The organism is Nocardia jejuensis NBRC 103114 (genome assembly GCF_001613145.1).
GTDB classification, from domain to species: domain Bacteria; phylum Actinomycetota; class Actinomycetes; order Mycobacteriales; family Mycobacteriaceae; genus Nocardia; species Nocardia jejuensis.
In genome coordinates this window covers 38,901-63,834 of record NZ_BDBU01000053.1, presented here as the reverse complement: position 1 = coordinate 63,834, position 24,934 = coordinate 38,901, and the positions used below count along the sequence as shown (strand labels likewise).

At 67.7% G+C, this 24,934-nt stretch carries 23 protein-coding genes; 12 read left to right on the top strand and 11 right to left on the bottom strand.

The window, feature by feature from the left end; translation table 11 throughout:
- Positions 1 to 7: 7 nt before the first annotated feature.
- Entirely contained in the window at positions 8 to 766 is a 759-nt protein-coding gene (locus NJ1_RS33120; protein ID WP_084479105.1) for an aminoglycoside 3'-phosphotransferase, read from the top strand.
- 96 nt (positions 767 to 862) lie between these two features.
- Here NJ1_RS33120 and NJ1_RS33115 read toward each other — a convergent pair whose 3' ends face one another.
- The 4 genes from NJ1_RS33115 to NJ1_RS33105 all read right to left on the bottom strand — a co-directional run bounded on the left by NJ1_RS33115 (position 863) and on the right by NJ1_RS33105 (position 4,200).
- On the bottom strand, positions 863 to 2,128 hold the full coding sequence (locus NJ1_RS33115) for an amidohydrolase (protein ID WP_067702617.1): 1,266 nt from the start codon (positions 2,126 to 2,128) through the stop codon (positions 863 to 865).
- A gap of 60 nt (positions 2,129 to 2,188) precedes the next feature.
- The gene (locus tag NJ1_RS33110; RefSeq protein WP_067702614.1) at positions 2,189 to 2,551 is read right to left on the bottom strand and encodes a DUF1304 domain-containing protein; all 363 of its coding nucleotides are present in this window, start codon (positions 2,549 to 2,551) and stop codon (positions 2,189 to 2,191) included.
- Positions 2,552 to 2,954: 403 nt separating this feature from the next.
- A complete protein-coding gene (locus NJ1_RS40285; RefSeq protein ID WP_218025297.1) occupies positions 2,955 to 3,092 on the bottom strand; it encodes a hypothetical protein in 138 nt (45 codons plus the stop codon).
- 394 nt (positions 3,093 to 3,486) lie between these two features.
- Positions 3,487 to 4,200 (bottom strand): TetR/AcrR family transcriptional regulator, encoded by a 714-nt coding sequence (locus NJ1_RS33105; protein WP_169813237.1) that lies wholly within the window; start codon positions 4,198 to 4,200, stop codon positions 3,487 to 3,489.
- Between the two features lie 188 nt (positions 4,201 to 4,388).
- Here NJ1_RS33105 and NJ1_RS33100 point away from each other — a divergent pair, with 188 nt between their 5' ends.
- Genes NJ1_RS33100 through NJ1_RS33060 form a run of 9 tightly spaced genes read left to right on the top strand, consistent with a single transcriptional unit; the run spans position 4,389 to position 13,786 of the window.
- Positions 4,389 to 5,228, top strand: coding sequence for an MlaE family ABC transporter permease (locus tag NJ1_RS33100; RefSeq protein ID WP_067702676.1), 840 nt, complete (start codon positions 4,389 to 4,391; stop codon positions 5,226 to 5,228).
- A 1-nt stretch (position 5,229) separates the two neighbouring features.
- On the top strand, positions 5,230 to 6,090 hold the full coding sequence (locus tag NJ1_RS33095) for an ABC transporter permease (RefSeq protein WP_067702611.1): 861 nt from the start codon (positions 5,230 to 5,232) through the stop codon (positions 6,088 to 6,090).
- A gap of 14 nt (positions 6,091 to 6,104) precedes the next feature.
- On the top strand, positions 6,105 to 7,475 hold the full coding sequence (locus NJ1_RS33090; RefSeq protein WP_339381228.1) for an MlaD family protein: 1,371 nt from the start codon (positions 6,105 to 6,107) through the stop codon (positions 7,473 to 7,475).
- Positions 7,472 to 8,491: an MCE family protein gene (locus NJ1_RS33085; RefSeq protein WP_067702605.1), complete on the top strand. Its 1,020-nt coding sequence runs from the start codon at positions 7,472 to 7,474 to the stop codon at positions 8,489 to 8,491. The genes NJ1_RS33090 and NJ1_RS33085 overlap by 4 nt, the downstream gene beginning before the upstream one ends.
- Complete coding sequence (locus tag NJ1_RS33080) at positions 8,488 to 9,564, top strand: MCE family protein (protein ID WP_339381227.1); 1,077 nt, start codon at positions 8,488 to 8,490, stop codon at positions 9,562 to 9,564. The genes NJ1_RS33085 and NJ1_RS33080 overlap by 4 nt, the downstream gene beginning before the upstream one ends.
- A gap of 8 nt (positions 9,565 to 9,572) precedes the next feature.
- Entirely contained in the window at positions 9,573 to 10,664 is a 1,092-nt protein-coding gene (locus NJ1_RS33075) for an MCE family protein (RefSeq protein ID WP_245717688.1), read from the top strand.
- A complete protein-coding gene (locus NJ1_RS33070; RefSeq protein ID WP_067702599.1) occupies positions 10,661 to 11,743 on the top strand; it encodes an MCE family protein in 1,083 nt (360 codons plus the stop codon). The genes NJ1_RS33075 and NJ1_RS33070 overlap by 4 nt, the downstream gene beginning before the upstream one ends.
- On the top strand, positions 11,740 to 12,999 hold the full coding sequence (locus NJ1_RS33065) for an MCE family protein (protein WP_084479102.1): 1,260 nt from the start codon (positions 11,740 to 11,742) through the stop codon (positions 12,997 to 12,999). The genes NJ1_RS33070 and NJ1_RS33065 overlap by 4 nt, the downstream gene beginning before the upstream one ends.
- Before the next feature lie 31 nt (positions 13,000 to 13,030).
- A complete protein-coding gene (locus NJ1_RS33060; RefSeq protein WP_067702596.1) occupies positions 13,031 to 13,786 on the top strand; it encodes an Rv1363c family protein in 756 nt (251 codons plus the stop codon).
- A 29-nt stretch (positions 13,787 to 13,815) separates the two neighbouring features.
- On the opposite strand, the gene NJ1_RS33055 is transcribed toward NJ1_RS33060, so the two are convergent.
- Positions 13,816 to 14,688 (bottom strand): TIGR03619 family F420-dependent LLM class oxidoreductase, encoded by an 873-nt coding sequence (locus NJ1_RS33055; protein ID WP_067702593.1) that lies wholly within the window; start codon positions 14,686 to 14,688, stop codon positions 13,816 to 13,818.
- Positions 14,689 to 14,933: 245 nt separating this feature from the next.
- Positions 14,934 to 15,932, bottom strand: coding sequence for an AurF N-oxygenase family protein (locus NJ1_RS33050; protein WP_067702667.1), 999 nt, complete (start codon positions 15,930 to 15,932; stop codon positions 14,934 to 14,936).
- Positions 15,933 to 16,341: 409 nt separating this feature from the next.
- On the opposite strand from NJ1_RS33050, the gene NJ1_RS33045 reads away from it, so the two are divergent.
- Positions 16,342 to 16,920, top strand: a complete 579-nt coding sequence (locus NJ1_RS33045; RefSeq protein ID WP_084479101.1) for an HdeD family acid-resistance protein — start codon at positions 16,342 to 16,344, stop codon at positions 16,918 to 16,920.
- On the opposite strand, the gene NJ1_RS33040 is transcribed toward NJ1_RS33045, so the two are convergent.
- From NJ1_RS33040 to NJ1_RS33030, 3 genes are all read right to left on the bottom strand, one after another.
- Entirely contained in the window at positions 16,887 to 18,182 is a 1,296-nt protein-coding gene (locus NJ1_RS33040; protein ID WP_067702589.1) for a DUF2786 domain-containing protein, read from the bottom strand. The two genes, NJ1_RS33045 and NJ1_RS33040, sit on opposite strands and share 34 nt — an antisense overlap.
- 144 nt (positions 18,183 to 18,326) lie before the next feature.
- Entirely contained in the window at positions 18,327 to 18,737 is a 411-nt protein-coding gene (locus NJ1_RS33035) for a nitroreductase/quinone reductase family protein (protein WP_067702586.1), read from the bottom strand.
- A gap of 83 nt (positions 18,738 to 18,820) precedes the next feature.
- The gene (locus NJ1_RS33030) at positions 18,821 to 19,213 is read right to left on the bottom strand and encodes an ankyrin repeat domain-containing protein (RefSeq protein ID WP_067702583.1); all 393 of its coding nucleotides are present in this window, start codon (positions 19,211 to 19,213) and stop codon (positions 18,821 to 18,823) included.
- Positions 19,214 to 19,470: 257 nt separating this feature from the next.
- Here NJ1_RS33030 and car point away from each other — a divergent pair, with 257 nt between their 5' ends.
- Positions 19,471 to 22,971 carry a carboxylic acid reductase gene (gene car / locus NJ1_RS33025; RefSeq protein WP_067702580.1) on the top strand — a complete coding sequence of 1,167 codons (3,501 nt, stop codon included), beginning with the start codon at positions 19,471 to 19,473 and terminating at the stop codon, positions 22,969 to 22,971.
- A 200-nt stretch (positions 22,972 to 23,171) separates the two neighbouring features.
- Here car and NJ1_RS39500 read toward each other — a convergent pair whose 3' ends face one another.
- Both NJ1_RS39500 and NJ1_RS33020 read right to left on the bottom strand, forming a co-directional pair.
- The gene (locus tag NJ1_RS39500; protein ID WP_157574452.1) at positions 23,172 to 23,342 is read right to left on the bottom strand and encodes a hypothetical protein; all 171 of its coding nucleotides are present in this window, start codon (positions 23,340 to 23,342) and stop codon (positions 23,172 to 23,174) included.
- A 106-nt stretch (positions 23,343 to 23,448) separates the two neighbouring features.
- Positions 23,449 to 24,840, bottom strand: a complete 1,392-nt coding sequence (locus tag NJ1_RS33020; protein WP_067702578.1) for a PucR family transcriptional regulator — start codon at positions 24,838 to 24,840, stop codon at positions 23,449 to 23,451.
- Positions 24,841 to 24,934: the final 94 nt, after the last annotated feature.

Below are 24,934 nucleotides of genomic sequence, written 5' to 3'. Positions count from 1 at the left end.
TGGCCCGGTGGGTGAGTGGGAATCGGTGACCTCGGGGTGCAGCGGGGCGACCGTGCGGCGGAGTCCGGACGGACGCAGTCACGCCAAATCCGTCGCGGCTCCCGCGAGCCGCGACGAGCTGATCGCGGAGCGCGATCGACTGCTCTGGCTCGCCACCGGCCCGATCGCCGCGCCGCGCGTGCTGGACTGGAACGAGGACGACACCACCGCCACCCTGGTGACCTCGACGCTGCCCGGGATTCCGGCGAGCGAAGTCCCCGCCGCCGATGTGCGCGTCGCGGTGAAGGCGCTCGTCGGTTTCCTGGAGTCGCTGCACGCACTTCCCGTGCGCGAGTGCCCCTTCGATCGAACCCTCGCCGTCACGGTCCCGGCGGCGGCGATGAACGCGGCGAGCGGGCTCGTCGACGAGGACGACCTCGACGAGTGCCGATTCGGCTCGACCGCCGAGCAGCTACTGCTGGCCCTGGCCGCCGACCGCGGCCGCGCCGAAGTTCTCGAGATCGGCGACCTCGCGATCTGCCACGGCGACTTCTGCCTCCCGAACGTGTTCCTCGATCCCGGAACCCTCACGGTGACAGGGATTCTGGACGTGGGCCGACTCGGCGTCGCCGATCGTCATCTCGATCTGGCCCTGCTCACCCGCTCGCTCGAGGACACCGACCTCAACCCCGCCTTCGGCGCGGAACTGTCCGAGTCGGTCCGGGACCGCACCGAGGCGGACCCCTGGCGGATCGACTACTACCGCCTCCTCGACGAATTCTTCTGACCGATCCGCCGCGCCGGGACACGATCCACCGGGAGCGCGACGAACTCGGCCCCGCGACGCCGAACTCCCGCGGGGGCCGAGTCTCCTACCGCCGATTCAGGAAGCGCCGAGCCAGGTGAGCGCGGCGGTGGTCATGGCCGTGACCCCCGTGGTGATACTGGGCTCCACGACCGGGGCGTAGCCGGCGGTGTGCGGACCGGGCACCTTCTTGAGATCGATCTTGCCGCTGAGCATGTCGCGCACCACCTGCACGGGATCGACTCCGTCGCCGAACTGTTCGGGGTCCAGGACGCCGAACATCCAGTAGCACAGCGGAACTCCGGCGGCGGTGGCGAAATTGCCGGCGTCCTCGCTGCCGGTGATGCGACCCGGGTCGAAGACCCGGTCCGTGCCCAGGACGTCACCGAAGGCCGCCAGGGTCTTCGCCATGGCATCGGCATCGTTGACCATGACCGGAAACTCGTCGATGACCGAGATATCGGGTTCCCATTCCGCACCGGCGGCGGCCGCTTCCGCCTTCACGATGCGATGCACCGAGGCCACCACCTTCTCCCGGGTCTGGGAGGTGAAGGTGCGGATATTGAGCTGGATCTCCGCGTCGTCGGGAATGATGTTGTCCTTGGTGCCCGCGCGCATCGAACCGACGGTCACCACGGCCGCGTCGTCCGCGGCGATCTCGCGAGACACGATGGTCTGCAAGCGCATGACGGTCGAGGCGGCGATGACCACCGGATCGACGGTCGCCTCGGGGCGGGAACCGTGACCGCCCTTGCCGTGGATCACCACGCGCAGTGCGTCCGTCGCGGCCGCGGCGGTGCCGGCGTGCCCGCCGACCAGGCCGACCGGGAACGGCGCGGTGTGCTGGGCGAGCACGATATCGGGTCGGCCGAAACGTGCGAAGAGGTCGTCGTCGACCATGGCCTGCGCGCCTCGGCCGGTCTCCTCGGCGGGCTGGAACATCGCCATGATCGTTCCGGACCAGGTGGATCGGGCGTCCGCGAGCAGTTTCAGCGCGCCCATCAGGCAGGTGGTGTGCATATCGTGCCCGCAGGCGTGCATGACCCCGTCGGTGGTGGACGCGTACGGCAGCCCGGTGTCCTCCTGGATGGGCAGCGCGTCGAAGTCCGCGCGCAGCAGCACCGTCGGACCGGACCCGTTGGCGAGCACCGCGACCACGCCGGTCCCGCCCACGCCGGAGGTCACCTCATAGCCCAGATCCGTTGCGCGCTTGGCGACTTCGGCCGCGGTGCGGTGTTCCTGATCGGATAATTCGGGATGCGCGTGCAGATCCCGATAGAAATCGGCCAGATCGCCGCGAATCGCGTCCAGTCCGGCCAGTGCCGACGAAATTCTTGCTGCCATATTCGCTCCCTCGGGTCGTCGCCGTAACCAGTCGGCTGCAATGGATTTCGTGTGGGCCGCCTATCCGGCGAGCAGCACCGCCCCCAATGCGACGGCGCCGGGCAGGGCTTGCACCAGCAGGATCCGCCGGCTCGCCGTCGCGCCGCCGTAGAGTCCGGCCACCACCACGCACGCGGTGAAGAACACCTGTGCCGCATGGCCGACCGGGTCCGACGCGATCACGCCCCAGATCAGTCCCGCGGCCAGAAACCCGTTGTACAGGCCCTGATTGGCGGCCATCACCTTGGTCGAGTCCGCGTATTCCGGAGTCATCCCGAATGCGACGCGAGTGCGCGGCGCGGTCCACAGGAACATCTCCATCACCAGGATGTAGATGTGCAACGCCGCGAGCAGGCCCACCAGCACCTCGGCCACTACGCGCATTTCCCACCGCCTTCCGTATTGTCGGATTCCCTCTGCGGCACCCTCGTTCGACAGAATGGCCGACGGATGGCCGCTCGTGTGACAGGCGCGCGGTGAACGGAAAATATGCCTATAGCTATCGGGAATTACTCGGCGTACGCTGATCCGCGGTCATGCTCATGACACTATCCGGTTCAGAAATGGGGATGAGGCTGTTGCCTCCCACTTTGGTATACGGCTGGGCTGTCGATGCCCAAGATCAGGTCTACAACGCAAATCCGGACGGTTGGTTCATGACCGCCGCCGATGGCACCTCGGTGGTCGGTTTCCGCCGACTCGACTGGGCGACTTTCCTTCGCGCCGGCGCCGCAGTCGTATTTGTCGCAATAGTACTGATGATTATCGTCAGTACGGCGCATTTCGATCACGGACCCGCCCCCGCGCCCACCGCGCCGAGCACCTGCGCACCCTTCTGCCAGGCGGGATCCGGCAGCCCGTAGGCCGCGGAGCGTTCCGTTCGGGCCGACTCCGGGCCGATTCGCGTATCAGTCAAAACCGGCATATGGTATTTTAAATACCGTGCGGTCTGTGTGTCGCGCTCGGCGAGTCGCGCTGCGGCGCACACTGTCCCGCCATTCGTCGCGTCTCATCGGCTCGGTATGCGCATTGCCGGTGCACGTGCCTTCGGGCGTCGCTGATATGCGAGTTTCGGTTCGCTGCCGCGACGTACTCGAAATCCTCGTTAATCGACTGCGCGGTGCCGATCGGAATTCATCGGCGACACCGTGCCGCGAGTCGAATTGCGAAATTCGGTGTGGCGGTGTCCGCTACGGGACCGCACGGTAGCAACGCCGAAGGTTCTCGAAGTCGGGTGTTATCGGGCGCGGCCGACAAAGCGCGCACCGACAATTCGGTCAACCATCGGAATACGAACTCCGCCTTGATCTCTCGATCGATCAGGCGGAGTCCTCCGATGCCACCGGCGCTGTCGAGTCCGACGCCCGGGGGATGGTGCGCAGCAGGGCGCGCACGGTCGAGCGCAACCGCTCCGGTGGGAACTGCTGGCGATTGGACAGCACCATGCGGCCCAGCACCTCGATGAACCCGAGCATGGCGGTGCCGATGAGTTCGATATCGGCGTCCTCGGGGCCGCCGCGCACCCGGATGCCGACCGCGAGCAGTTCGATACAGCGCGCGAGCAATTGATCACGCGCGGCGGTGAGCACCTCGCGATAATCGGACGGCGCACCGTCCGCGTGCACCAGGATCAGCCGCCAGCGCATCGGGTCCGCGTAGACCGCCTCCAGGAATCCCATTGCCGCGCCGATGAATTCGGCGTCGGGATCGGCTCGGCGCAGATCGGTCGGCATCGCGCCGAGCACCTGCGCCATACCGCGCGCGTGTTCGCGGCGCAGCAGGGCGGCGACCAGTTCGGGCGCGGTCGGATACAGCGCGTAGAGCACCGGCTTGGCGACCCCGGCCTCCTTGGCCACCGATTGCATGGTGAGTTGAGCCAGGCCGTCGCGACCCACCACGCGCAGCGCGGCGTCGAGTAATTGGGTGCGACGCTCGTCCGGTGGCAGGCGCGGTGCGTTGCGCCGACGCGGGGGCGTGGCGGGGTGCGGGGGTGCGATCTGCCAGACGCCAGCCGACTTCTTCTGCACGGTCACTCGGGAATCATCTCGCAGGAATGGTAGCGACCTGGGTCACACCTTGGTACTGTCTCATCCACTAACTCTACGCGAGCGTAGAAAAGAAGTTCTACGTTCGCGTAAAAAATGGGGGCGTGCTGCTCTGGGGAGGCGACACAGTGACATCAACCGAGGCCGCGGCGAGATCGTCCGAGGCTGCGGCCAAGATTCGGGCACGTCGAGCGGACCGGGACCGGGTCGTCCGCACCGCGCTCGCGTACTGGCGGGACCATCCGCAACGGTCGGTCGAGACGCTGGGCCGCCAGACCGTGATGGCCGGGCGCGCGGGCGCCGAACTCGTCACCTCGATGATCCGGCGGCGCTTTCCCTACGGCGAGTTCATTCGCCAGTGCGCCTTCATGGCGAATGTCGCCGCCATCCCGACACTGCTGGTGGCCATCCCCATCGCGGTGGTGGTCGCGGTCCAGGTCGGCTCGCTCGTGAGCCAGGTCGGCGCGACCACCTTCATCGGCGCGGTGAACGGCCTGGGCATCATCCGCCAGGGTGCGCCCCTGGTGACCTCGCTGATGATCGCCGGCGCGGTCGGCTCCTCGATGTGCGCGGACCTGGGCTCCCGCACCATCCGCGAGGAGATCGATGCCATGAAGGTGATGGGCGTGGACCCGATCCGGCGACTCGTCGCGCCCCGGCTCGCGGCCGCCGTACTGGTCAGCATGCTGCTGTGCGGGTTCGTCGTGTTCATCGGCTTCGCCACCGGATATCTGTTCAACGTCTACATCCAGTCCGGCACCCCGGGGTCCTACATCAGCACGTTCGCGTCCTTCGCGGTCGCGGCGGATCTGGCGGTGGCGGTGTTCAAGGCCATGGTCTTCGGCGCGCTGACCGCGATCATCGCCTGCGATACCGGGCTCAACACCAAGGGCGGCCCGGCCAGCGTCGCCAATTCGGTCAATTCCGCGGTCGTGAGTTCCGCGATCATCCTGTTCGGGGTCAACGTCATCATCACCCAGATCTACAACACCGTCATGCCCTCGAAGGTGCTCTGAGATGGCGAATTACGTTCCGCCCGTGCTCCGCCCGGCGCAGCGGCTGCGCACCGCGCTGCGCGGTCCGACCCGGATCCCGGTCCGTCTGGGACATCAGGCCATGGTGTTCTTCAACGCGCTCGCGGCGATTCCGTTCGTGCTGCGGCACTACCGCAAGGAAGTGCTGCGGCTGATCAGCGATGTCACCTGGGGCAACGGCTCGCTGGTGGTGGGCGGCGGCACCGCGGGCGTGGTGGTGATCCTGTGTGGCTTCGGCGGCACCACCGTCGGCATGGAATCGCATACCGCGCTGGATCTGCTGACCATGAGCCCGCTGACCGGAGCGATCTCCGGCTTCGCGACCACCAGGGAGCTCGCGCCGCTGCTGGCGACCCTGGCGTTCGCGGCGCAGGCCGGATGCCGGTTCACCGCGCAGCTCGGTTCCATGCGCATCTCCGAGGAGATCGACGCGCTGGAATCCATTGCCATCCGGCCGCTTCCGTTCCTGGTGACCACGCGCATGCTGGCCGCCGTGGTGGCGACCCTGCCGCTGTACGCGGTGGGCCTGGCGACCGCGTACATCACCACCAAGCTCACCGTGCTGCTCCTGGGCGGCACCACCGCGGGCACCTACGACCACTACTTCCATCAGTTCTTCGACAGCGCCGATGTCGTGTACTCGGTGCTCAAGGTGGTGGCGTTCACGCTGCTGGCCACCTTCATCCAGTGCTACTACGGATTCGTCGCGGCCGGCGGACCCGAGGGCGTCGGCGTGGCCGCCGGCCGGGCGATCAAGGTGACCATCATCGCGGTCGTCTTCGCCAATCTGCTTCTCACCATGACGATCTGGGGCATCGACCCCGGCATCCGCATCTCCGGGTAGACGGAACACACACCATGACAATGAATCTGGATCCGAGCGGGCGGGGGCCGTCCGTGCGACGGCTGGGCCTGATCGGACTCGCCGTGCTCACGGCCTTCGCGGTCGTACTCGGGCTGTCCGCCTTGCGATTTCAGGGGGCGTTCGACGACACCGTCCGGGTGGTGGCGGTGATGACCAGCACCGGCGACGGCCTGCCCGCCCGGGCGGACGTGAAGTTCCGCGGGATGCTGGTCGGGACCGTGCATTCGGTGGACATCGCCGCGAAGGGACGCCGTCAGGATGTGCGCATCGAACTGAAATCCGCTGCCGCGGAGGCTATTCCCAGCACCGTGACCGCCCGCGTGATTCCCGCCAATATCTTCGGCGTCACCGCGCTGGAACTGGTCGACAACGGCGCGGGCCCGCGCGGCCTGCGCGCCGGAGCGAGGATCGCCCAGGACACCAGCCGCGGCACCGCCGAACTGCAGACCACCCTGACCACGCTGCGCACGGTGCTGGCGAACATCCAGCCCGAGAAGCTCGGCCACGTGCTCGGCACCCTGGCCGACGCGCTCGATCCCGGTGCGCGAGTGCCGGGTTCGACCATCGAGCGGCTCGATCAGTGGGTCACCGAGGTGCACGCGGTGCCCGGGGTCGGTGACCTGCTGGGCAATCTCGGACTCGCCGCCTCGGCGGTGAGCCGGTCCGCGCCGGACCTGATCGACGCGCTGAACCAGTCGGTGACCTCGGCCCGCACGCTGGTCGATCGGCGCGCGAACCTCGTCGCACTGCTCACCTCGGCCGGTTCCGCACTCGACACCACCAACGCCCTCTTCGCCCGGAACCCCGACTCCGGAAAGGAATTGGTGGTCGGACTGGATCAGACCTTCGGTGCGCTGGCCGCCGACCCGGACGCCATCGCCTTCGCGATCGGCAATCTCAACACCGCCCTGAGCCGGTTGGCCTCGGTCTTCAGCTGGGGTCCGGGCAAGCAGATGGTCTGGAGCATCGATGTGACCTTCACGCCGTTCACCCAGTACACGGCGGCGGACTGCCCGCGCTACGGCGATCTCACCGGACCGCGCTGCCGTGCCGGAACCGTGCCGGAAACAGCCCCGGCGCAGGAGTTTCCGGCACAGCTTCAGCCCGGCGCGGTCGGACCGCGCGACCCGGTGGCGGCGCCGGGCGTCCCCGGACTGCCCACGATCCCGGGCCTGCCGACCCTGCCGTTCACGCTGCCCGGCCAGGCCCAGCCCGCCTCGGCGCCGATCATGCTGAGCGGACCCGACGCGGTCAGCGCCCTGACCGGCGGGAAACCCAACGCCGCGCAGTCGCTGCTGCTCGGTGCCGCGCTGACCGGCGGCTCCGTGACGCTCGCACCCACCCCGGAAGGGGCGAACCGATGAAGAATCGTTCCGCCACACTCGGTTTCGCGGTCTTCGTGCTGGCCTCGGTGATCGCCACCTACACGATCTGGTCGACCCTGCAGCGCTCGGTTCCGGGGGACACGCACAAGTACGCGGCGACCTTCCACGATGTGCTCGGCCTGCGCGTCGGAGACGACGTTCGCGTGGCCGGCGTGCGGGTGGGCCGGGTCGACGCCATCGGATTCGACTCCGGCCGCAATGCGCGCGTCGTCGTGCAAGTGCGTGCCCGACAGTCGATCTACCCGGCGACCAAGGCACTCATCCGGTATCAGAACCTGATCGGGCAGCGCTACGTCGAGCTGTCGGGTCCCCCCGGTGGTGAGCCGCTGCCCCCGGGCGCCACCATCCCGCTCGAGCGCACCGAATCCTCCTTCGACGTCTCGACTCTGCTCTCCGGCTTCGAACCGCTGTTCAGCCTGCTGCAACCCGATCAGGTCAATTCGCTCTCGCAGACCCTGGTGCAGGCGCTGCAGGGTGACGGAGTATCGCTGAGCGCCTTGATCACTCAGGCCGCCGGCCTGGCCTCGACCTTCCAGCTGCGCGATCAGATCCTCGGTGACGTCATCACCAACCTCAGCGGTGTGGTCGCCGGTCTGGCCAATCGCAGTACCGAACTGGAAACCCTGATCGCGCAATCCAATGCCCTCGTCAGCGGCCTGTATGCGGAGGGCGAGACGCTGAAGAACGCCGTCACCCAGGCCGCGACCTCCACCACCTCGCTCACCGATCTGATCCTGCGGGTGAAGCCGGGAATGGCGCGCGCCCAGGCCGAGGCCACCACCGGGGTGAACCTGCTGCTGTCCAATGGGGCGCGGCTCGACACGGCGGCCTCGGAACTGCCCTTCGTGCTCGCGGGCCTGGCCCGGATCAGCGGCAACGGCGCGTACATCAGTTCCTATATCTGCTCGCTGGACGTGTCGCTGTGGGGTGTCCTGCTGCCCCCGGGACTGCTGCCACAGGTCGGCGGCAACAGTCATTCGGAGGTGTGCCGATGATGGAACGATTCCGCACCCGGTTCGATCGCGGGCTCGAACGGTTCGGGCTCCCGCGCCTGTCGCGCATGTGGGCCGCCGTTCCCGGCTTCTCGCAGAACCGGCACTGGTGGCTGGGCGTCGGAGTGGGCGGGGCGATCCTCGCGCTGCTGCTGGGCTCCGGCATCGTGACCCGCCTGCACCTGGGCGAATCCACCGTGTACGGCGAGTTCGCGCAGGCGGCCGGACTGCGGACGGGCGACAGCGTCGACATGTCCGGAATCCAGGTCGGCACGGTCGAATCCGCGCGCATCGAGAACGGGCACATCCTGGTCGAGATGGCGGTGGACCGCTCGGTCGAGCTCGGAGCGGACGCTCGCGCCGACATCAAGATGTCGACGATTCTCGGCAAGATGCACATCGCGCTGACCCCGGGCACCGGATCGGGGCTGCCGCAGCGACGAATTCGCCTGGACCACACCACCGTTCCGTACAACCTGGCCAAGGTCGTGAACGATCCGACCTACAAGAACTCCTTCGAACACCTCGAGCGCCTGGATCCGGAGCTGCTGCGCAGATCCCTCGACGCGGTCGGGCAGCAGCTGGGTGATTCGCCGAAGCTGACCGCGCAGGCCCTGGACAGCGTCGGCGCGCTGGCAAAGATCATCAGCGACCGCCGCGACGAGGTCGACTCGCTGCTGAAGAACATGGGTCAGGTGTCCCAGCTGGTGGCCGACAACCAGAACAGCGTTCTCCTGCTGCTCACCCGAGGTCAGGCCATCGGTGACGCGGTGTCCAGTCGCCAGGATCTGCTGCGTCAGCTGCTGGACAATATCGCCTCGGTCTCGAAAGCCCTGCGGGACATGGGCGTGGAGAACGGCGGGCAACTCGGGCCGCTGATCGAGAACCTGAACACCATGTCCGACGGTCTCACCAAGAACAAGGAGAACCTGGACCGGCTGTACCAGGTCATGCCGGTGACATTGCGCCAGTTCAACAATGCGTTCGGCAACGGACCCTATGGCGACATCTACCTGCCGTGGATCTTCCCGGACAACTGGCTGTGCCTGCCCAACGCCGTTCAGGACTGCAGATGAGGACCCGGATGCGTGTCTTGCTCCAATTGACCGTACTGGCCGCGGTGGCGCTGCTCGGCGCGGGTTGTGCACTGCCGCAGGCGTTCACCTCGCTGGCGGACTCGGTGCGCGGCGGCCGGATCCATTTCAGCGCCGACTTCGAGAACGTCGCGGGACTGTATGTCGGCAACGAGGTGGCGGTACTCGGCCTGCCGGTCGGCACGGTCGATGCCATCACCCCGCGCGGTGAGTACGTCGAGGTCCGCATGAGCGTGGATCACGGCACCGAGGTGCCGCAGGACGCGCTCGCCGCGCTCATCTCCCCGCAGCTGATCACCAACCGCCACGTCGAGCTCACCCCCGCCTACACGGGCACCGGTCCGCTGCTCACCGACGGCATGCATATTCCGTTGGCGCGCACCAGAACCCCAGTGGATCTCGATCGCGTCCTGCGCAATTTCGAGCAGCTGGGCCAATCGCTGCAGGGCGATCCGGCCGACGGCCCGATGGCCAGCCGCGTGCTGTTCCCGATGCTCGACGGCAACGGCGACAAGATCCGCCAGACCCTGGACGCGCTGTCCTCGGCGCTCGAGGTCGGCATGGCGAACAAGGACCAGGTGTCCACGACCATTGTGAAACTCAACGAGATCACCCAGATCGTCGCCGACAACGACCAGACCGTGCGCGATTTCAGCGGCAGGCTCACCGAATTGATGACGCTGCTGCGTGATCAGGCTCCCGGCCTGCAGGCGGTGCTGGCCCAGCTCGACGACTTCGTCACCAACACCAGCTCGGTCGTCGCGGACAATCGCGGCCCGCTGACCACCGCGCTGAGCAAGCTCACCACCATCACCCAGCAGATGCGCGACAACTCGCGCGGGCTCACCGAGGTGGTGGACATCGCACCGCTGTTCTTCCAGAACTACGCCAATGCCACCAGCAACGAACAGGGCGCGCTGCGCCTGCACCTGCTGACCGGAAAGACGTTGCTGGACAACGAACTGCTCTCGCTGTTCTGCGAACGCGTCCAATTGCGTTCGGACGGTTGCCGAACCGGGCGGCTGATGGATTTCGGTCCCGACTTCGGGCTCACCGCCGCACTCCTGGGGCTGACTCGATGAGCCGCCGATTCGCCGGCGTGGCAGCGGTCGTGCTGACCACCTCGGCCCTGGCCGGGTGCGCCGTCACCGTCGACAATGTCCCTTTGCCCAAGCCCGGCGTCTCCGGGTCCGGCTACACCCTGCACGCCGTCTTCGACAATGCGCTCAACCTGCCCGAACGCGCGCACGTGAAGATCGGCGGCACCGACGTCGGCCTGGTCACCGCGCTCGACACCGTCGACTACCTGGCCACGGTGGACCTGAAGATCCAGGGTGACATCCAGTTGCCCGCGGGAACCCGCGCGGAACTGCGGCAGGCGACCCCGCTGGGCGATATCTTCATCGCCCTGACCCTGCCCGAAATGAACGCCGACACGAAGATATTGCGCGACGGCGACAGCATTCCGCGCGAGCAGACCTCGGCCGGGGCGTCGGTGGAGGAACTCATGTCCTCCATCGCCATGCTGCTCGGTGGCGGTGCGCTCGAGCAGGTCGCGCGCATCACCACCGAGATGAACTCGATGGTCGGCGGGCGCGGACCGCAGCTGTCGCATCTGCTGACCGAACTCACCTCGGTGCTCTCGGCCCTGGATCAGCGGACCGGCCAGCTCGACGGCGTCCTGGTCGGATTGAACGGCCTGACCGTGACACTGAATCAGCGCAAGGCCGAGCTCGGACAGGCCGCCGAGGCCTTCCCACCCCTGATCGGCGTACTCGCCGAAAACAACCAGCGCATAGCCGATCTCGCCGGAAAGGTCTCGGTCACCGCGGCGGCGCTCGGCGATTTCGCCGACACCACCGGACCGCAGTTTCTCGGATTGTTCGACAGCGTGCAGAAGCTGATGGAGGGCTTCACCAAGATGGGTGACAACCTCGCGGGCACCCTCGAGGGCCTGCACACCCTGTATCCGTCCCTGCTGGCCACCACGGAGGGCACGAGCCTCGCAGTCGCGGCGAAGATTTCGTACCTGAGCGTCGGTGCGCTCACCGATCCGCAGGGGAGCCGACTCCCGGACGGCTCCGATGTCCCGGCGTTCATCGGCAGTCTCGCGCAGGTGCTCGCCCGGGTGATCGAGCGACTGCGGGGCGGGCAGCGATGAGCGCCGAGCGCCCCGAGCAGGTTCGCGGAAGGTTCAGCGCGCTGGGCCTGGTGGATACCGGCACCGCACACGCGGCGAGCCTCGCCGTGCGCGGCGGCGAATGGGCCAGCCGCCGCCGATTGACCCTGGCCACCCTGGGCATGGTGATCATGCTGCTGCTCGGCAGCGCCTACCTCGTGCTCGACATCATGCGGGTGAACCCGCTGCACCGGACCTTCGCGGTCCGGGTGCTGATGCCGGTCTCCGGCGGCCTGCTGCCGCACAACGACGTCACCTTCCGGGGCTCCCGAGTGGGCAGCGTCCGTTCGGTGGACCTGGCCGACAGCGGTGTGCTCGCGGTACTCGACATCGATTCCGGCACACAGATTTCCACCGGCAGCGCGGTAGTGGTGCAGCGGCTCTCGGCGGCGGGGGAGCAGTTCCTGGACTTCCGCCCCGACACCGGTTCGGGCCCATTCCTCTCGGACGGGTCCGTCATCGACGCCGCCCGGGTCAGCACCCCGGTCAGCATCGAATCGTTCCTGACCAATACCGGCGGCCTGATCGGCGGGCTCAATCCCGAACGCCTGACCGTCATCGTGAACGAACTGGACAAGGCGCTGGCCGACGGACCGGACAAGCTCCGCAATGTGATCAGCGGACTCAGTCACGCCATGTCGGGACTCACCGAACTGCTGCCCCAGACCCGGCAGTTGATCGCGAATCTGTCGGTGATCGCGGAGACCACCAGCCACGCGCAACCGGATCTCACCACCCTGGTGCGCGGCTCCGGCGAGTTGTTCGCGCAACTGTCCGCCGCCGACCAGGAGGTCCGCCGTCTGCTCGAGCAGGGCCCCGGCCAACTCGACACCCTGGGCGGCGTCATCGCCGAAACCTCCGACCCCATCACCAATCTCGTCACCAACTTCATCGCCATCACCCGCGCCGCACGCCTGCGCACCCCCGCGCTGACCGCGCTGTTCCCGGCCCTGCGTGCGGGTTCCGAGGCCATCGGCGTCCCGGCCCACGATGGTGCGTTCAACACTCTCCTGGACATCTGGCCCCGCCCCACCTGCGAATACGACACCATCCCGGTCTCCCCGTCCCAGGTCTCCGACGGTCGCGTCAGCCTCTACAACTACTGCCTCACCGGCGATCCCAGCCTCCAGACCCGCGGCTCCGCCAACGCCCCCCGCCCCGACATCCCCGACAACGGCGCATCCCGCCCACCCGATGTCACGGGCAACGAACAATCGGTCCCCCTGCCGGGCCGCTGACCCGAACCCCTACCTCATCGGAGCCTTCGACATGACCGACAAATCCACCACCGATCACAGCGAAACAGCTTCCGCACCAATAGAACTCGTCAAGTCGGATCCCGGAACACCCCCCTCGGACACCGCCGCGACCGACACCCCGTCGGAGCCCGCGCGAGCTGAAGTCCTCGACGACTCCGACGCGACGGGTCGGGCCGCCGCGGCTGCGGCGTCCGACCCGTCCGCCGCCTCGACGGATCCCGGTTCGCCATCGCGTATTCGTGGCGCGGGGGCGTGGCTGCGCGGGCACGCCGTTGTCGTCGGCGCGGTCGCGGTGTGCCTGGTAGCCGCCGGTGTGACAACGCATTTCGTGCTGCGGGCGGGTGACCTCACCGACCGTGAGGACGCTCGCGCCGAAGCATTGCAGGCGGCCTGTGCCTACGCACCGGTCCTGGCCACCTATGACGCCAAGGACATCGACGGCTACTTCCGCACGGTGCTCGCGGGCGCGACCGGCAATTGGAAAGAGGAGTTCGACAGCACCAGCAAAGATCTGCGCGAGGTCCTCATCCAGGGCCAGGTCACCTCCAAGGCCACCGACGTCCAGTGCGGCATACAGTCTTTCGCGCCCGGCACCGCCAAAGCCCTGGTCGCGATCAACCAGACCATAACCAGCGCGGGCACCTCGGGCCAGCCCCGCGCCGGCCAACTGACGGTCGGACTGACCCTGAAGCAGACCGAGGGCCGCTGGTTGGTGGACAAGGTCGACTCACCTCAGATCCCGAAACCGGCCACCTCACCCAAGTGAGCGACGTCGGGACCGTGTGATCGGCCGGGTCAGGTCGAACGCGCGAAGCAGCTCAGCCGGGACAGCGCGTCGAGCTGTTCCAGGTAGTGCCCCAGCGACTTGTGCCGTATCCGGGGCTGGACGATCGTCGATCCCGCGTCGGCCAGTCTCTCGATGATCTGCTCGGCACACGCGAGATCCTGGATCGGATCCAGTGCCTCGGCGGTGCCGACCACCACGTCGAACTCCGGCGGCAGGTCGTGGTCGGCGAGACGCGCACGCAGCGTCTCGGGTGCGACCGCGGCGGGGATCCAGCCGTCGCCGAGGGTCAGGGCCCGGTGGAGTGCGGCGTCGCTGATGCCGCCGACCCAGATCGGGGCACGCTCACGCACCGCATGCGGATCGACCACCATTCCGCTGAATTCGTAGTAGCGGCCGCTGAATTCGGGCTCGCGCCGACCCCATGCCGCCCGCAGCGCCGCGATCGCGTCGTCGGCCCGTCGCCCGCGATCGGAGAACGACGCGCCGAGCAGGTCGAATTCCTCACGCGCCGTACCGACTCCGACGCCGAGCACCACGCGGCCGCCACTCATCGTGTCCAGCGTTCCGTATCTCTTGGCTATCGCCAGCGGATGGTGGTAGCCGAGCACGAGAACGCTGGGGCACAGTCGAATTCGCTCGGTACGCGCGGCCAGATAGGACAGCGTCGCGAGCGGATCCCAGTACCGCGTTCCCCGCGATCCGCCCAGCATGCCCGAGGTCGTGGTCGTCGCCAGCGCCACATGCTCACTGCACGTGACATGGTCGAAGCCGAGCCGATCGGCGGTCTCGGCGATGCGCGCGATCTCCGCGATCCCGGCCGTGCGCTCCCACTCGGCCGAGCGCCCCGGGATCTCCAGGACCACCGGGGTGCTGATCCCCATGCGTACCGACACCGAACCTCCTGCGCCATGACCGAGCCCGGTGATGTCACCGTGCCCCGCCATAGTGCCTCGTGGTCCACGGCGCTGCGCCGGGCAGTCCGGTCATCGGAACCGACCCGGTAGGCCCAGCTCACGCGGGTGCGCTCGGCCCGCGGGTCCGAAGGTCGGCACCGGGCGTGGGGTGAACACGGCCGAACGGCGCGGACCGGGCTCACCCGAGGCGAACCCGGCCCCCGGACACCGGCTCAGGCCGCGTGGGTGGTGCGCCGCTCGGGCTCGCTGCGGTAGCGGGACTCGTCGCCGTCCACGTGCAGCACCTTCCACAGCGTCCGCGTCACCGGATTCATCAGCCCCATGTCGCCGGCCAGCTTGCGCATATCACCGAAGTATCCCGACAGGATCTTGCGTGAGGACGGCGCTTCCCAGAAGGCCTCCTTGATCACGCTGCGCGGAATGTCGAACGTCCGCGCGAACGACGGTGGGGGAGCCATGATCTCGCCCGCGAGCCATCGCATGGCGAGGGGGAAGGCCAGGCCGCACACGGTTCGATAGACCGTGTTCATCGCGGGCACATGCTCTTTGAGGAATTCGTTGGCGAAGGAGATGTGCCGTGCCTCCTCGGCGATATGAATCTCCATGCAGCGCACCACCGCCGGCGGCAGGTGCGCTCCCTCGCGGATGATCGCCTTCTGATAGTGGTCGATCGGCTCCTCGCCGCCGAGGATCCCGATGAACAGGATCGCCCACGCGTACCCGCCCGCGACGCCGATGAGCGGGGACAGCGCCCGGAAGATCGGCCGCATCCCCGGCACGTCATCGCCGATCCGATTGACCAGCTCCTGGAACATCTGAATGTGATTGCACTCTTCGGTCATCTCGTGCAGGCAGTACCGGAACTCGGGCGAGTTGTTCGGCAGCTGCATGATGTACTGCATCATTCCGCGGATCAGCACGCTCTCGAAGGCCGCTCCGACCTTGATGGAATTGGCGATGCGCCACCGCCCGATCTCTATCTGCCGCTCGAGCGGCAGGCTCCGATACCAGTCCGTCGCACCGAGCGGATCGATCTCCGGCGCGAGCACCCAGCGCGGATCGTTCCGGTCGATCGCGAATTCCGGTGCGTCCCAAGGAATATCGAGGTAGGGGTCGAAGTGGCGCTGCACCGACCCTTCGGAGAGAGTCAGCAGGACATCGTGGTAGTCCTGCCCGCTGGTCGCGGTGTCCGGTGTGGTCGAAAGAGCCATCGTCGCCTCCTCATCGTTGAGCGCGATGCACCAGCTCACAGCGGACGACTCCGCGACCACGGCGATGTGGTGCAACACGTTCCACGATAAGTGGTAATCCAAGTCACACACAAGTGCCGAATTCGACGACGCCCCGTATGTGCTGGTCGGGCGAGCCTCTCAAGCTCATGGCAATTATTTGGCAATTCCGTTCCAGTGCCGCCTTTCCGGCCGGCGATCAACTTCTTCGGCGGCGACACCGCCGTGGAACGGATTCGGCGACATCCGCTTTCGGGCTCGTTCTGGTCAGTGTCGCCACGCGTCGGTGCGGGTACCGGCCGGTGTAATCCCTGGTGGATATCCGTCACGATACGAACATTCATCGTTGTGATCGGCCCGAATCGACCTGCCTTTTCGTTACTCTCCATCAATGGCAGGCAACTTCGAGCAAACCGCCCCTGGATCGCTCGCTGCGCCCGCGCCCGATCTGGGACGACTCCTCTCCCCACTCGCCGTGGCCTCCCTGGTGTTCGGAGTCCTGATCGTGCTCTGGCCCGCGCCGACCGTCACGGTGGTGGGCAGGCTCTTCGGCGCCTACCTCGCCATGTCCGGTGGCGCGCACCTGTTCCTGGCGGTGGTGGTCGAACGCGATTTCGTGGCGCGGGCGCTCGCGCTGATCGGGGCGATCCTCACCCTCGTGCTGGCGGTGGTCTGCTTCCGGCACGAACTCGCCTCGACATTGTTGCTGGCGCTGTGGATCGGCGTGTTCTGGGTCTTCCGGGGGCTCGGCATGCTGGTGGCCGTGTTCCTGGAAAGTGATCTACCGGGCCGATTCTGGCAGGGGGTGGTGGGCGTGCTGGCGACCGTGGCCGGCATCTACATGATCACCTGCCCAGTCGAGAGACTGACCGACCTGGCCGGCCTGGCCGGGTGGTTCCTGATCGTCCTGAGCCTCGCGGAACTGGCTCGGCCGCTCTATCTGTCGATCGGTCGGCGAGCTCCGAGCTGAGCGCGGTCCGCCGCCGCCTGCCCGGCCTGCCAGCCCTCGGCGCTACCCGCGGAGATCCGGGACGACTTCACCGTCGGGAACAGGGTGTCGAAGGCGTTGTCGACCGCGAGCTGATGCGAGGCCAGCACCGGCAACAGGCGTTCGGGCTCGGCGGATTTCGCGATGGTGGCCTCGTTGGCCAGCGCCAGTCGCTCACCGATGCGGGTGGCATAGGCGATCAGGAACGATTTGCGGAACGAGCGGCTGCGCGCCTCGGCGCTGCGTGCGGCGTCGTTGCCGCTCGCGATCATCGCCCGGGTCGCCTGCACCAGCAACGAGGTGGTCAGCAGTTCGACAGCGTCGAGATCGGCGTCGTCGCCGACGATCGCGACGAAACCCCATTCGGCGGAGAAGATGGCGCGGCAGCGGTTGGCCTGGGCGACCACATCCACCAGCAGCGCCTTGGCGTCGACGTACGGCGTCTCGAGCCACAGCCTGCGCGCCCCGGGCAGATCCGGGTCGCGGGCGTCGGCATCGAGCAGCACGCGGTCGATGGCGTACTTGGTCATGAGTTCCTGGGCCTTGGCGGAGAGGGTTTCGGCCTCCTCCGGGAACGCCGTCGACTCGGCCTTGGCGAGCAGCCCGCGCACCTTGCCGAGCACCTTCTCATCGACCGCGTGATGCGATACCGCGTGCGGTCGCGCGTCACCGGGCAGCGGCCGGATGAGCTGCATCTTCGGCAACCGGAACAGCAGCCCCACCGCCTCGACGACGGTCGTGAGCGCCTCGGCCGGGATCAGCAGCTGCTTCGCCGCCCACTGGCGCAGATGCGGATCGCCCGTGGACCACCAGCGGGTCGCGCCGAGCTGCTCGAGCTGGACCTGCCACGTCGGGTCGATCGTGTCGGGTGCGAAGTGTGCGATGTGCACGGCCATCATGTCGGTCAGATAGCCGACCGCGAACGCGTCGAGGTTCCGGGCGGCAGCCTGGTGGATGTCCTCGGGCAGCCAGCCGTTCTTGTACACGGCGGCCAGTACCTGCAGCGCCGCCTCCTGCGCGCCTTCCTCGAGAATCGGCGTGAACACCCCGTCCCGAATCAGCGCATCAGCGAAATGCCGTGCGGCGCGGGTGTTTCCGCGCGAAGACTCCAGTGCGCCCATGAGTATCGCGTGCGCCGGCTCGGCGGCAGTCGCGGCGTCCATGAGCGCGGCGAATTCGGGCCCGTGGTCGGCAGCCGTCCGACGCGCCTGCGCCGCCGCCTTGTGCCGCCGATTCTTACCCATGACCCGACCCGCTCCTGTTGTCCGCGCCTGTTCCCGACGGACAGCAACGATAGAGGTGACCACCGGCATCCGGCGGCGGGCGGTCGGCTTCGGTCCGGGACCGCGCTGCCCGCGGCAGCTCCGACCCCGGCCGGGCCGACGATCTCAGGCGATGCGGTTGGCGGCGATCACCGGGATCACACGGGTGGTGGCGCGCTCGTAGTCACCGAACCCCGGCATGATCTCCACCATCCGGGCGTAGAGCCGATCGCGCTCCTCGCCGGTGATGAATTCGGCTTCGGCGCGGTAGGTTTCGGTGCCCGTCTCGACGGTGAACTCCGGATTTGCCCGCAGATTGTGATACCAGGCGGGGTTCTTGTCCGCGCCGCCGTTGGAGGCGATCAGCACGATCCGATCGCCGTCGGGCAGGCACACCAGCGGATTGGTGATCTCGCGCCCGGATTTCGCGCCGACGGTCGTGATGACCACCATGTTCGGGTTGCCCTCGAACATGCCGCCGACCCGGCCCTCGTTGGCCCGGAACTCCTCGATCACACCCGTATTGAAGTCGTTCATAGGTCCTCTCCCGTCGCGGTGTCCGTCACCGCCAACCGACCTTGCCACAGGAAAATTCCGCGTCCGGGAGGGCACGCGGCGCCTCAGGAAGGTGAGAAGAACTTCAGCAGTTCGGTCCGCTCGAACATGGTCGCGGAGTCCCGTGCGGACGGATTGCCCGCATCCGGATCCGCGCCCGCGGCCAGCAGCAGTCGCACGACCTTCTCGTCGCCCTTGAACACCGCGCCCGCCAGCGGCGTGGCTCCGGCGTCCTCGGGTCCGTTGGCGTCGGCCCCGCGCTCGAGCAGCACCGCCACCGCGTCGCTGTGCCCGTAGTACGCCGCCAGCATCAGCAGCGTGTCGCCACGCTCGTTGGTCAGATTCACCGGCACGCCGGCGTCCACGTAGGAGGCCAGCCCGGCGGCGTCGCCGTTGCGGGCGAGGTCGAAGATCTTCCCCGCCAGCTCGATCACCCGTGCGTCGTCGTCAGCGCTCATCAGCCATTCCTATCATCTGCGCGAGACGGACCGCGGGCGAGCGGCGCAACGATTCGACACTCACGCGCGATGCTCCGCATTTACCGGGGTAATGGTCCGTCTCAGCGGGATTCGACCCGGTGGGACGTGGGATGCTTGACATTCGTCCGGGGGCGGCCCATCGTGAAATGGTTAGCAAAGCTAATTGGCTGCGGGGGTTGTGGCCCGCGGATGTGATTCACGACCGTTGATGATTGTGACGATCCAGGAGGCAGTCCATGGCGCAGGATGCCCGTAAGGCCGAGCGCGAGGCTCGATTCGCCGAATTGCTGGCAGACGAGCAGATTCGGGCGGCGATCCCGGTGCCGGCGGTCGGCGAGGCGGCCCGCGCACCCGGGCTGAGCTTGGCGCAGATCGTGGGCACGATCATGCAGGGGTACGCCGATCGGCCCGCGATCGGTTCGCGGGCCGCGGAGCTGGTGACCGACGACTCCGGGCGGCGAGCGCGGCGGCTGCTGCCGACCTACGAGACCGTGAGCTATCGCCAATTGTGGTCGGGCGCAGGGGCCGTCGCGGCGGCCTGGGAGCGGGACCCGCGCCATCCGGTCCGGCCCGGGGACTTCGTGTGCATGCTGGGATTCGCCAGTCGCGACACCACCCTGCTGGATCTGGCGTGCGTGCGGCTCGGTGCGGTCAGCGTGCCGCTGCAATCGAGTGCTTCTGCGGCACAGTGGAGTTCGATCATCGCTGAGACCGATCCCCGGGTACTGGCGGTCAGCGCGGAACTGCTGGACGCGGCCGTCGACAGCGTGCTGGCGAGCAGCACCCTCGAGTCCGTGGTGGTCTTCGACTACGAATCCGGCGACGACTATCAGTCGGCGGCGGTCGAGGCGGCCCGGGAGCGACTCGTCGCGGCAGGCAGCACCGTCGTCGTGGAATCGCTCGACACCGTGCTGGAACGCGGCGCGCAGCTGCCCGAACCGCCGTTGCACGTCAGCGGCGACGGGGACACCCTCGCCCTGCTGATCTACACCTCGGGCAGCACCGGCACGCCCAAGGGCGCCATGTACCCCGAACGGTTGCTGTCCCGGATGTGGCTGGGCCCCACCGAGATTCCCATGCCGGTCGTCAATTTCAGTTATATGCCGATGAGTCACGTGGCCGGGCGCATGGTGGTCACCGGGACCCTGGCGCGCGGCGGCGCCACGTACTTCACCGCGTCGAGCGATATGTCCACGCTCTTCGACGACATCTCCCTGGTCCGCCCGACCGAGATCTTCTTCGTTCCGCGCGTGTGCGACATGGTGTTCCAGCGCTACCAGAGCGAACTCGAGCGCCGCGTCACCGGTGGTCAGGACCGGGCCGAGGCCGACGCGGCGGTGAAAGCCGAACTGCGGCAACGGTTCCTCGGTGGCCGCCTGGTCTGGACCATGGTCGGGAGCGCGCCCGTCTCCGCGGAGATGAAGACGTTCATGGAGTCGGTGCTCGATGCCGACCTGCACGACGGCTACGGCTCGACCGAGGCGGGCGGCGGCCTGCTGATGGACAATCAGATCCGGCGTCCCCCGGTCATCGACTACAAGCTCGCGGATGTGCCCGAACTCGGTTACTACACCACCGACAAGCCTTATCCGCGTGGCGAACTGCTGGTGAAGTCGACGCAGATGGTGCCGGGCTACTACAAGCGGCCCGAGGTGACGGCCGACATCTTCGACCCGGACGGCTTCTACAAGACCGGGGACATCGTGGCCGAGATCGAGCCGGATCATCTCGTCTACGTGGACCGCCGCAACAATGTGCTCAAGCTGTCCCAGGGCGAGTTCGTGGCGGTGGCCAAGCTCGAGGCCGTCTACGCCACCAGCCCACTGGTCCGGCAGATCTTCGTGCACGGGTCGAGCGAACGCGCGTTCCTGCTCGCGGTGATCGTGCCGACCCCCGAGGTGCTCGCCCTCGGCGACGTGCGAGCCACCGCGGCGCTGAACGAATCGCTGCAGCGGCTCGCCAAGGACAATGCCCTCGAGTCCTACGAGATCCCGCGGGCGCTGCTGCTGGAGAGCGAGCCGTTCACGATGGAGAACGGGCTGCTCTCCGGCATCGGAAAACACCTGCGCCCCAAGCTCAAAGAGCACTACGGATCGCGACTGGATCAGCTCTACACCGACCTGTCCCAGCGGCAGGAGAACGAACTGCTGGAGCTGCGCCGCCACGCCGCGGACCGCCCGGTGCTCGAGACGGTCGCCCGCGCCGCGGCGGCGATACTCGGCTGTGCCGCAAGCGATGTGCGCACCGATGCCCAGTTCACCGATCTGGGCGGCGACTCGCTCTCGGCCCTGTCCTTCTCCACCCTGCTGCGCGAGATCTTCGGCATCGAGGTGCCGGTGGGCGTGATCGTCAGTCCCGCCAACGATCTGCGTCAGCTGGCCGAGCACATCGAGGCCGAGCGTCACTCCGGCGGCACCCGTCCCACCGCGACCTCGGTGCACGGCGACGGCGGTGAGATCCGCGCCGCGGACCTCACCCTGGACCGATTCATCGACGCGGGGACCCTGGCTGCCGCTCCCACCCTTCCCGCCGCCCCGCAGCCGCCCCGCACGGTGCTGCTCACCGGCGCGAACGGCTACCTGGGTCGCTTCCTGTGCCTGGAATGGCTACAGCGCCTGGACGATTCGGACGGCACCCTGATCTGCGTGGTACGTGGCAGCGATGCCGCCGCCGCGCGCGAACGACTCGATTCGGTCTTCGACAGCGGCGATCCGGACCTGCTGCGCCATTACCGGGATCTGGCCGAGCGCCGCCTCACGGTCCTCGCCGGGGACATCGGCGAACCGAATCTCGGTCTCGGCGAACAGGAATGGCAGCACTTGGCCGACACCGTGGATCTGATCGTGCACCCCGCTGCCCTGGTCAACCACGTCCTGCCCTACGACCAGTTGTTCGGGCCCAATGTCGTCGGCACCGCGGAGGTCATCCGCCTCGCCCTCACCACCCGGCTCAAGCCGGTCACCTACCTGTCCACGGTCGCGGTGGCCGCTCAGATCGCCCCGTCGGCCTTCGAGGAGGACGGCGACATCCGCGAGATGAGCGCGGTGCGATCCCTGGACGAGCACTACGCCAACGGCTACGGCAACAGCAAATGGGCGGGCGAGGTCCTGCTGCGCGAAGCCCACGATCTGTGCGGGCTCCCGGTGGCCGTGTTCCGCTCGGACATGATCCTGGCGCACAGCCGCTACGCCGGGCAGTTCAACCTGCCCGACATCTTCACCCGTCTGCTGCTCAGCGTGCTCGTCACCGGCGTGGCCCCGAAGTCCTTCTACCGCACCGATTCTCAGGGCAACCGGCAGCGCGCTCACTACGACGGGCTGCCCGCGGATTTCACCGCCGCGGCCATCACCGCGCTCGGCGTCCGCGCCGCAACGGGCTTCGACACCTTCGACGTCCTCAATCCGCACGACGACGGCGTCTCTCTCGACGAATTCATCGACTGGCTGATCGAGGCCGGCCATCCGATCGAGCGATTCGACGATCACGACGCCTGGTTCACCCGCTTCGGCACCGCCCTGCGCGCGCTTCCGGAACGTCAGCGCCAGCATTCGCTGATTCCGCTGCTGCACGCCTACCGCCACCCGGCCCCGCCGATCAAGGGCGCGGCGTTGCCTGCCAAGAAGTTCCAGGCCGCGGTGCAACAGGCGAAAGTCGGTCCCCAGGGCGATATTCCGCATCTGACGCGGGATCTCATCGTCAAATACGTCGACGACTTGAATTTGCGCGGCCTGCTCTAGTGATTGCCGAAGGGTAACGGAACGCTCGGTCCCGGCGATTTCGACATATATCGACAATCGCCGGAACCGAGGGAAAGGTCAGGCCGTGAACTTCGTCAATGGACTCGTCAACGCGGCGTATCAGTTCGCCATCGGTGCGCCGCAGGACATCGTCATCGGCTGGCTGCTGTACGCCATCTCCTAGCCCGCGCCGATTCGCGCTAGGCCGCCTTGCGGTCGGGAGCGCCGCCGTTCGCCTCGTTCCGTTCGGCCTGATGCTGCGCGCACAGGTACAGGAAGCGCTGACCCCGGCGATTGAACGCCGGATCGAGTCGCTGGACGAAACTCAGATTCTCGCGACGCCAGCAATCGCCGCAAATGAACTCGTTCATGCCGGGCCTCCTCGGTGCTTCGCTCAGCGTGTGCACCGGGGGTGCCCATTTCCGGCCGTGCTCAGTCCTGCCGTTCTCATAGCCAGGCCCTACGGAGGCCGGATCGTTACGTCGTGCCGACCCGGACACTTCGCGACCGAGACGACGCGGCCGTGAGTCGGTCGGTGCGATCGCCCCGCAACTGGACCGCCTGCAAGGCGACGAACAGTTCGGCGGCCTGAGCGGGATTGTCGCAATCGCGGCCGGTCAGGTCCCGGATCTTGCGAAGGCGATAGAGCATGGTGTTGCGGTGGCAGTGCAGGTGGCGGGCGGCGGCCGGGTTCGATCCGGCGTGATCGAACCACGCGCGCAGCGTCGCCAGCAGTTCCGCGCGTTCGGGAGCGGGCAGGCTCAGCACCGGGCCGAGAATCTGCTCGGCGGCGCGATGCGCCGCCTCGGGAAGTTGCACCAGCAGTAGCGGGATCGGGTCCGCGCCGTATCGGGTGACCGCGGCCGACCCCGCGCGGCCGCAACGCAGCGCCAGCCGGGCTTCGTCGTAGGCCACGGCGATCGTCGTCGGCCGGGTGGTCGAGCGACTAAGGCCGACGCGAGCACTCGGCTCCTCGGCGAGAATCGCCTCATGGGCCGAGTCGAGAATCGCCTCTTGGGCCGAGTCGAGAATCGCCTCTTGGGCGGAGTCGAGAATCGCGTCTTCGGCCGAGTCGAGAATCGCCTCTCGGGCCGAGCCGAGAGTTGACTCTGTCCAGGAGCCGAGAATCGTCTCCGCCGTGGCGATATCGGCCTCCGACCGCCCGCAGATCAGACCCACACAGGAATCGATCCGCTGATCCCAGACCGAGGCGATACCGCGCGCCCGCAGACGTTCCGCCACCGCGCCCGCCCCGTCGGCGGACATGCGCCCGGCCTCGGCGGCGACCACCACGAAGGTGCCGGTCTCCGGAAGGCTCAGTGCGCGTAGCGTTTCCAGCACCCGCGCGGGGTTCTCGGAGTGATCGTCGAACAGGGTGCGGGTCAGATGGGCGCGCACCTGGGCGTCCGCGCGCACCAGTTCGGCCTCGGTGTCGCGGTAGCCCTCCGCCGCGGCCTCGGAGCACAGATCGACCACTTCCCACAGTGCGGCAGCGAGTTTCATCAGTTCGTCCCCCGAGATGCCCTCCGCGCGGGCCGCGTACTCCTCCCAGATGAGCCGACCGCCGAGCCGGAAGGCGTGCAGCGCGGCGGCCAGCGGAATGCCCTGCTCGGCCTTCAATCGTCCGGTGGCACGGGCGGATTCGAGCCGGATGGGGTGCCGACCGGAGAGATACTCGAAGATCTCGGTCAGATTGTCCAGCACCGAACCGCGCAGCTGCTCGTCGGTCAGCAGCTGGGTTTCGAGGTAGGAGCGCTCGGCGTCGATGATCCGCGCGGTCACGGTGTCGGCCAGGGTGTCCACCGAGTCCAGCAGGTTCTGCGCCACTTGTGCCAGCGCAGTGCGTCCGGTGGTCGACGAGATGCTCATACTGCGAGAATAGCGGGGGACCGGACCAGCCGCCGTGGCCCCTTCTGTGCCCGGGCACAAGAGGCTCGAGTCGGAGACGGTGCCGGGGCCTATG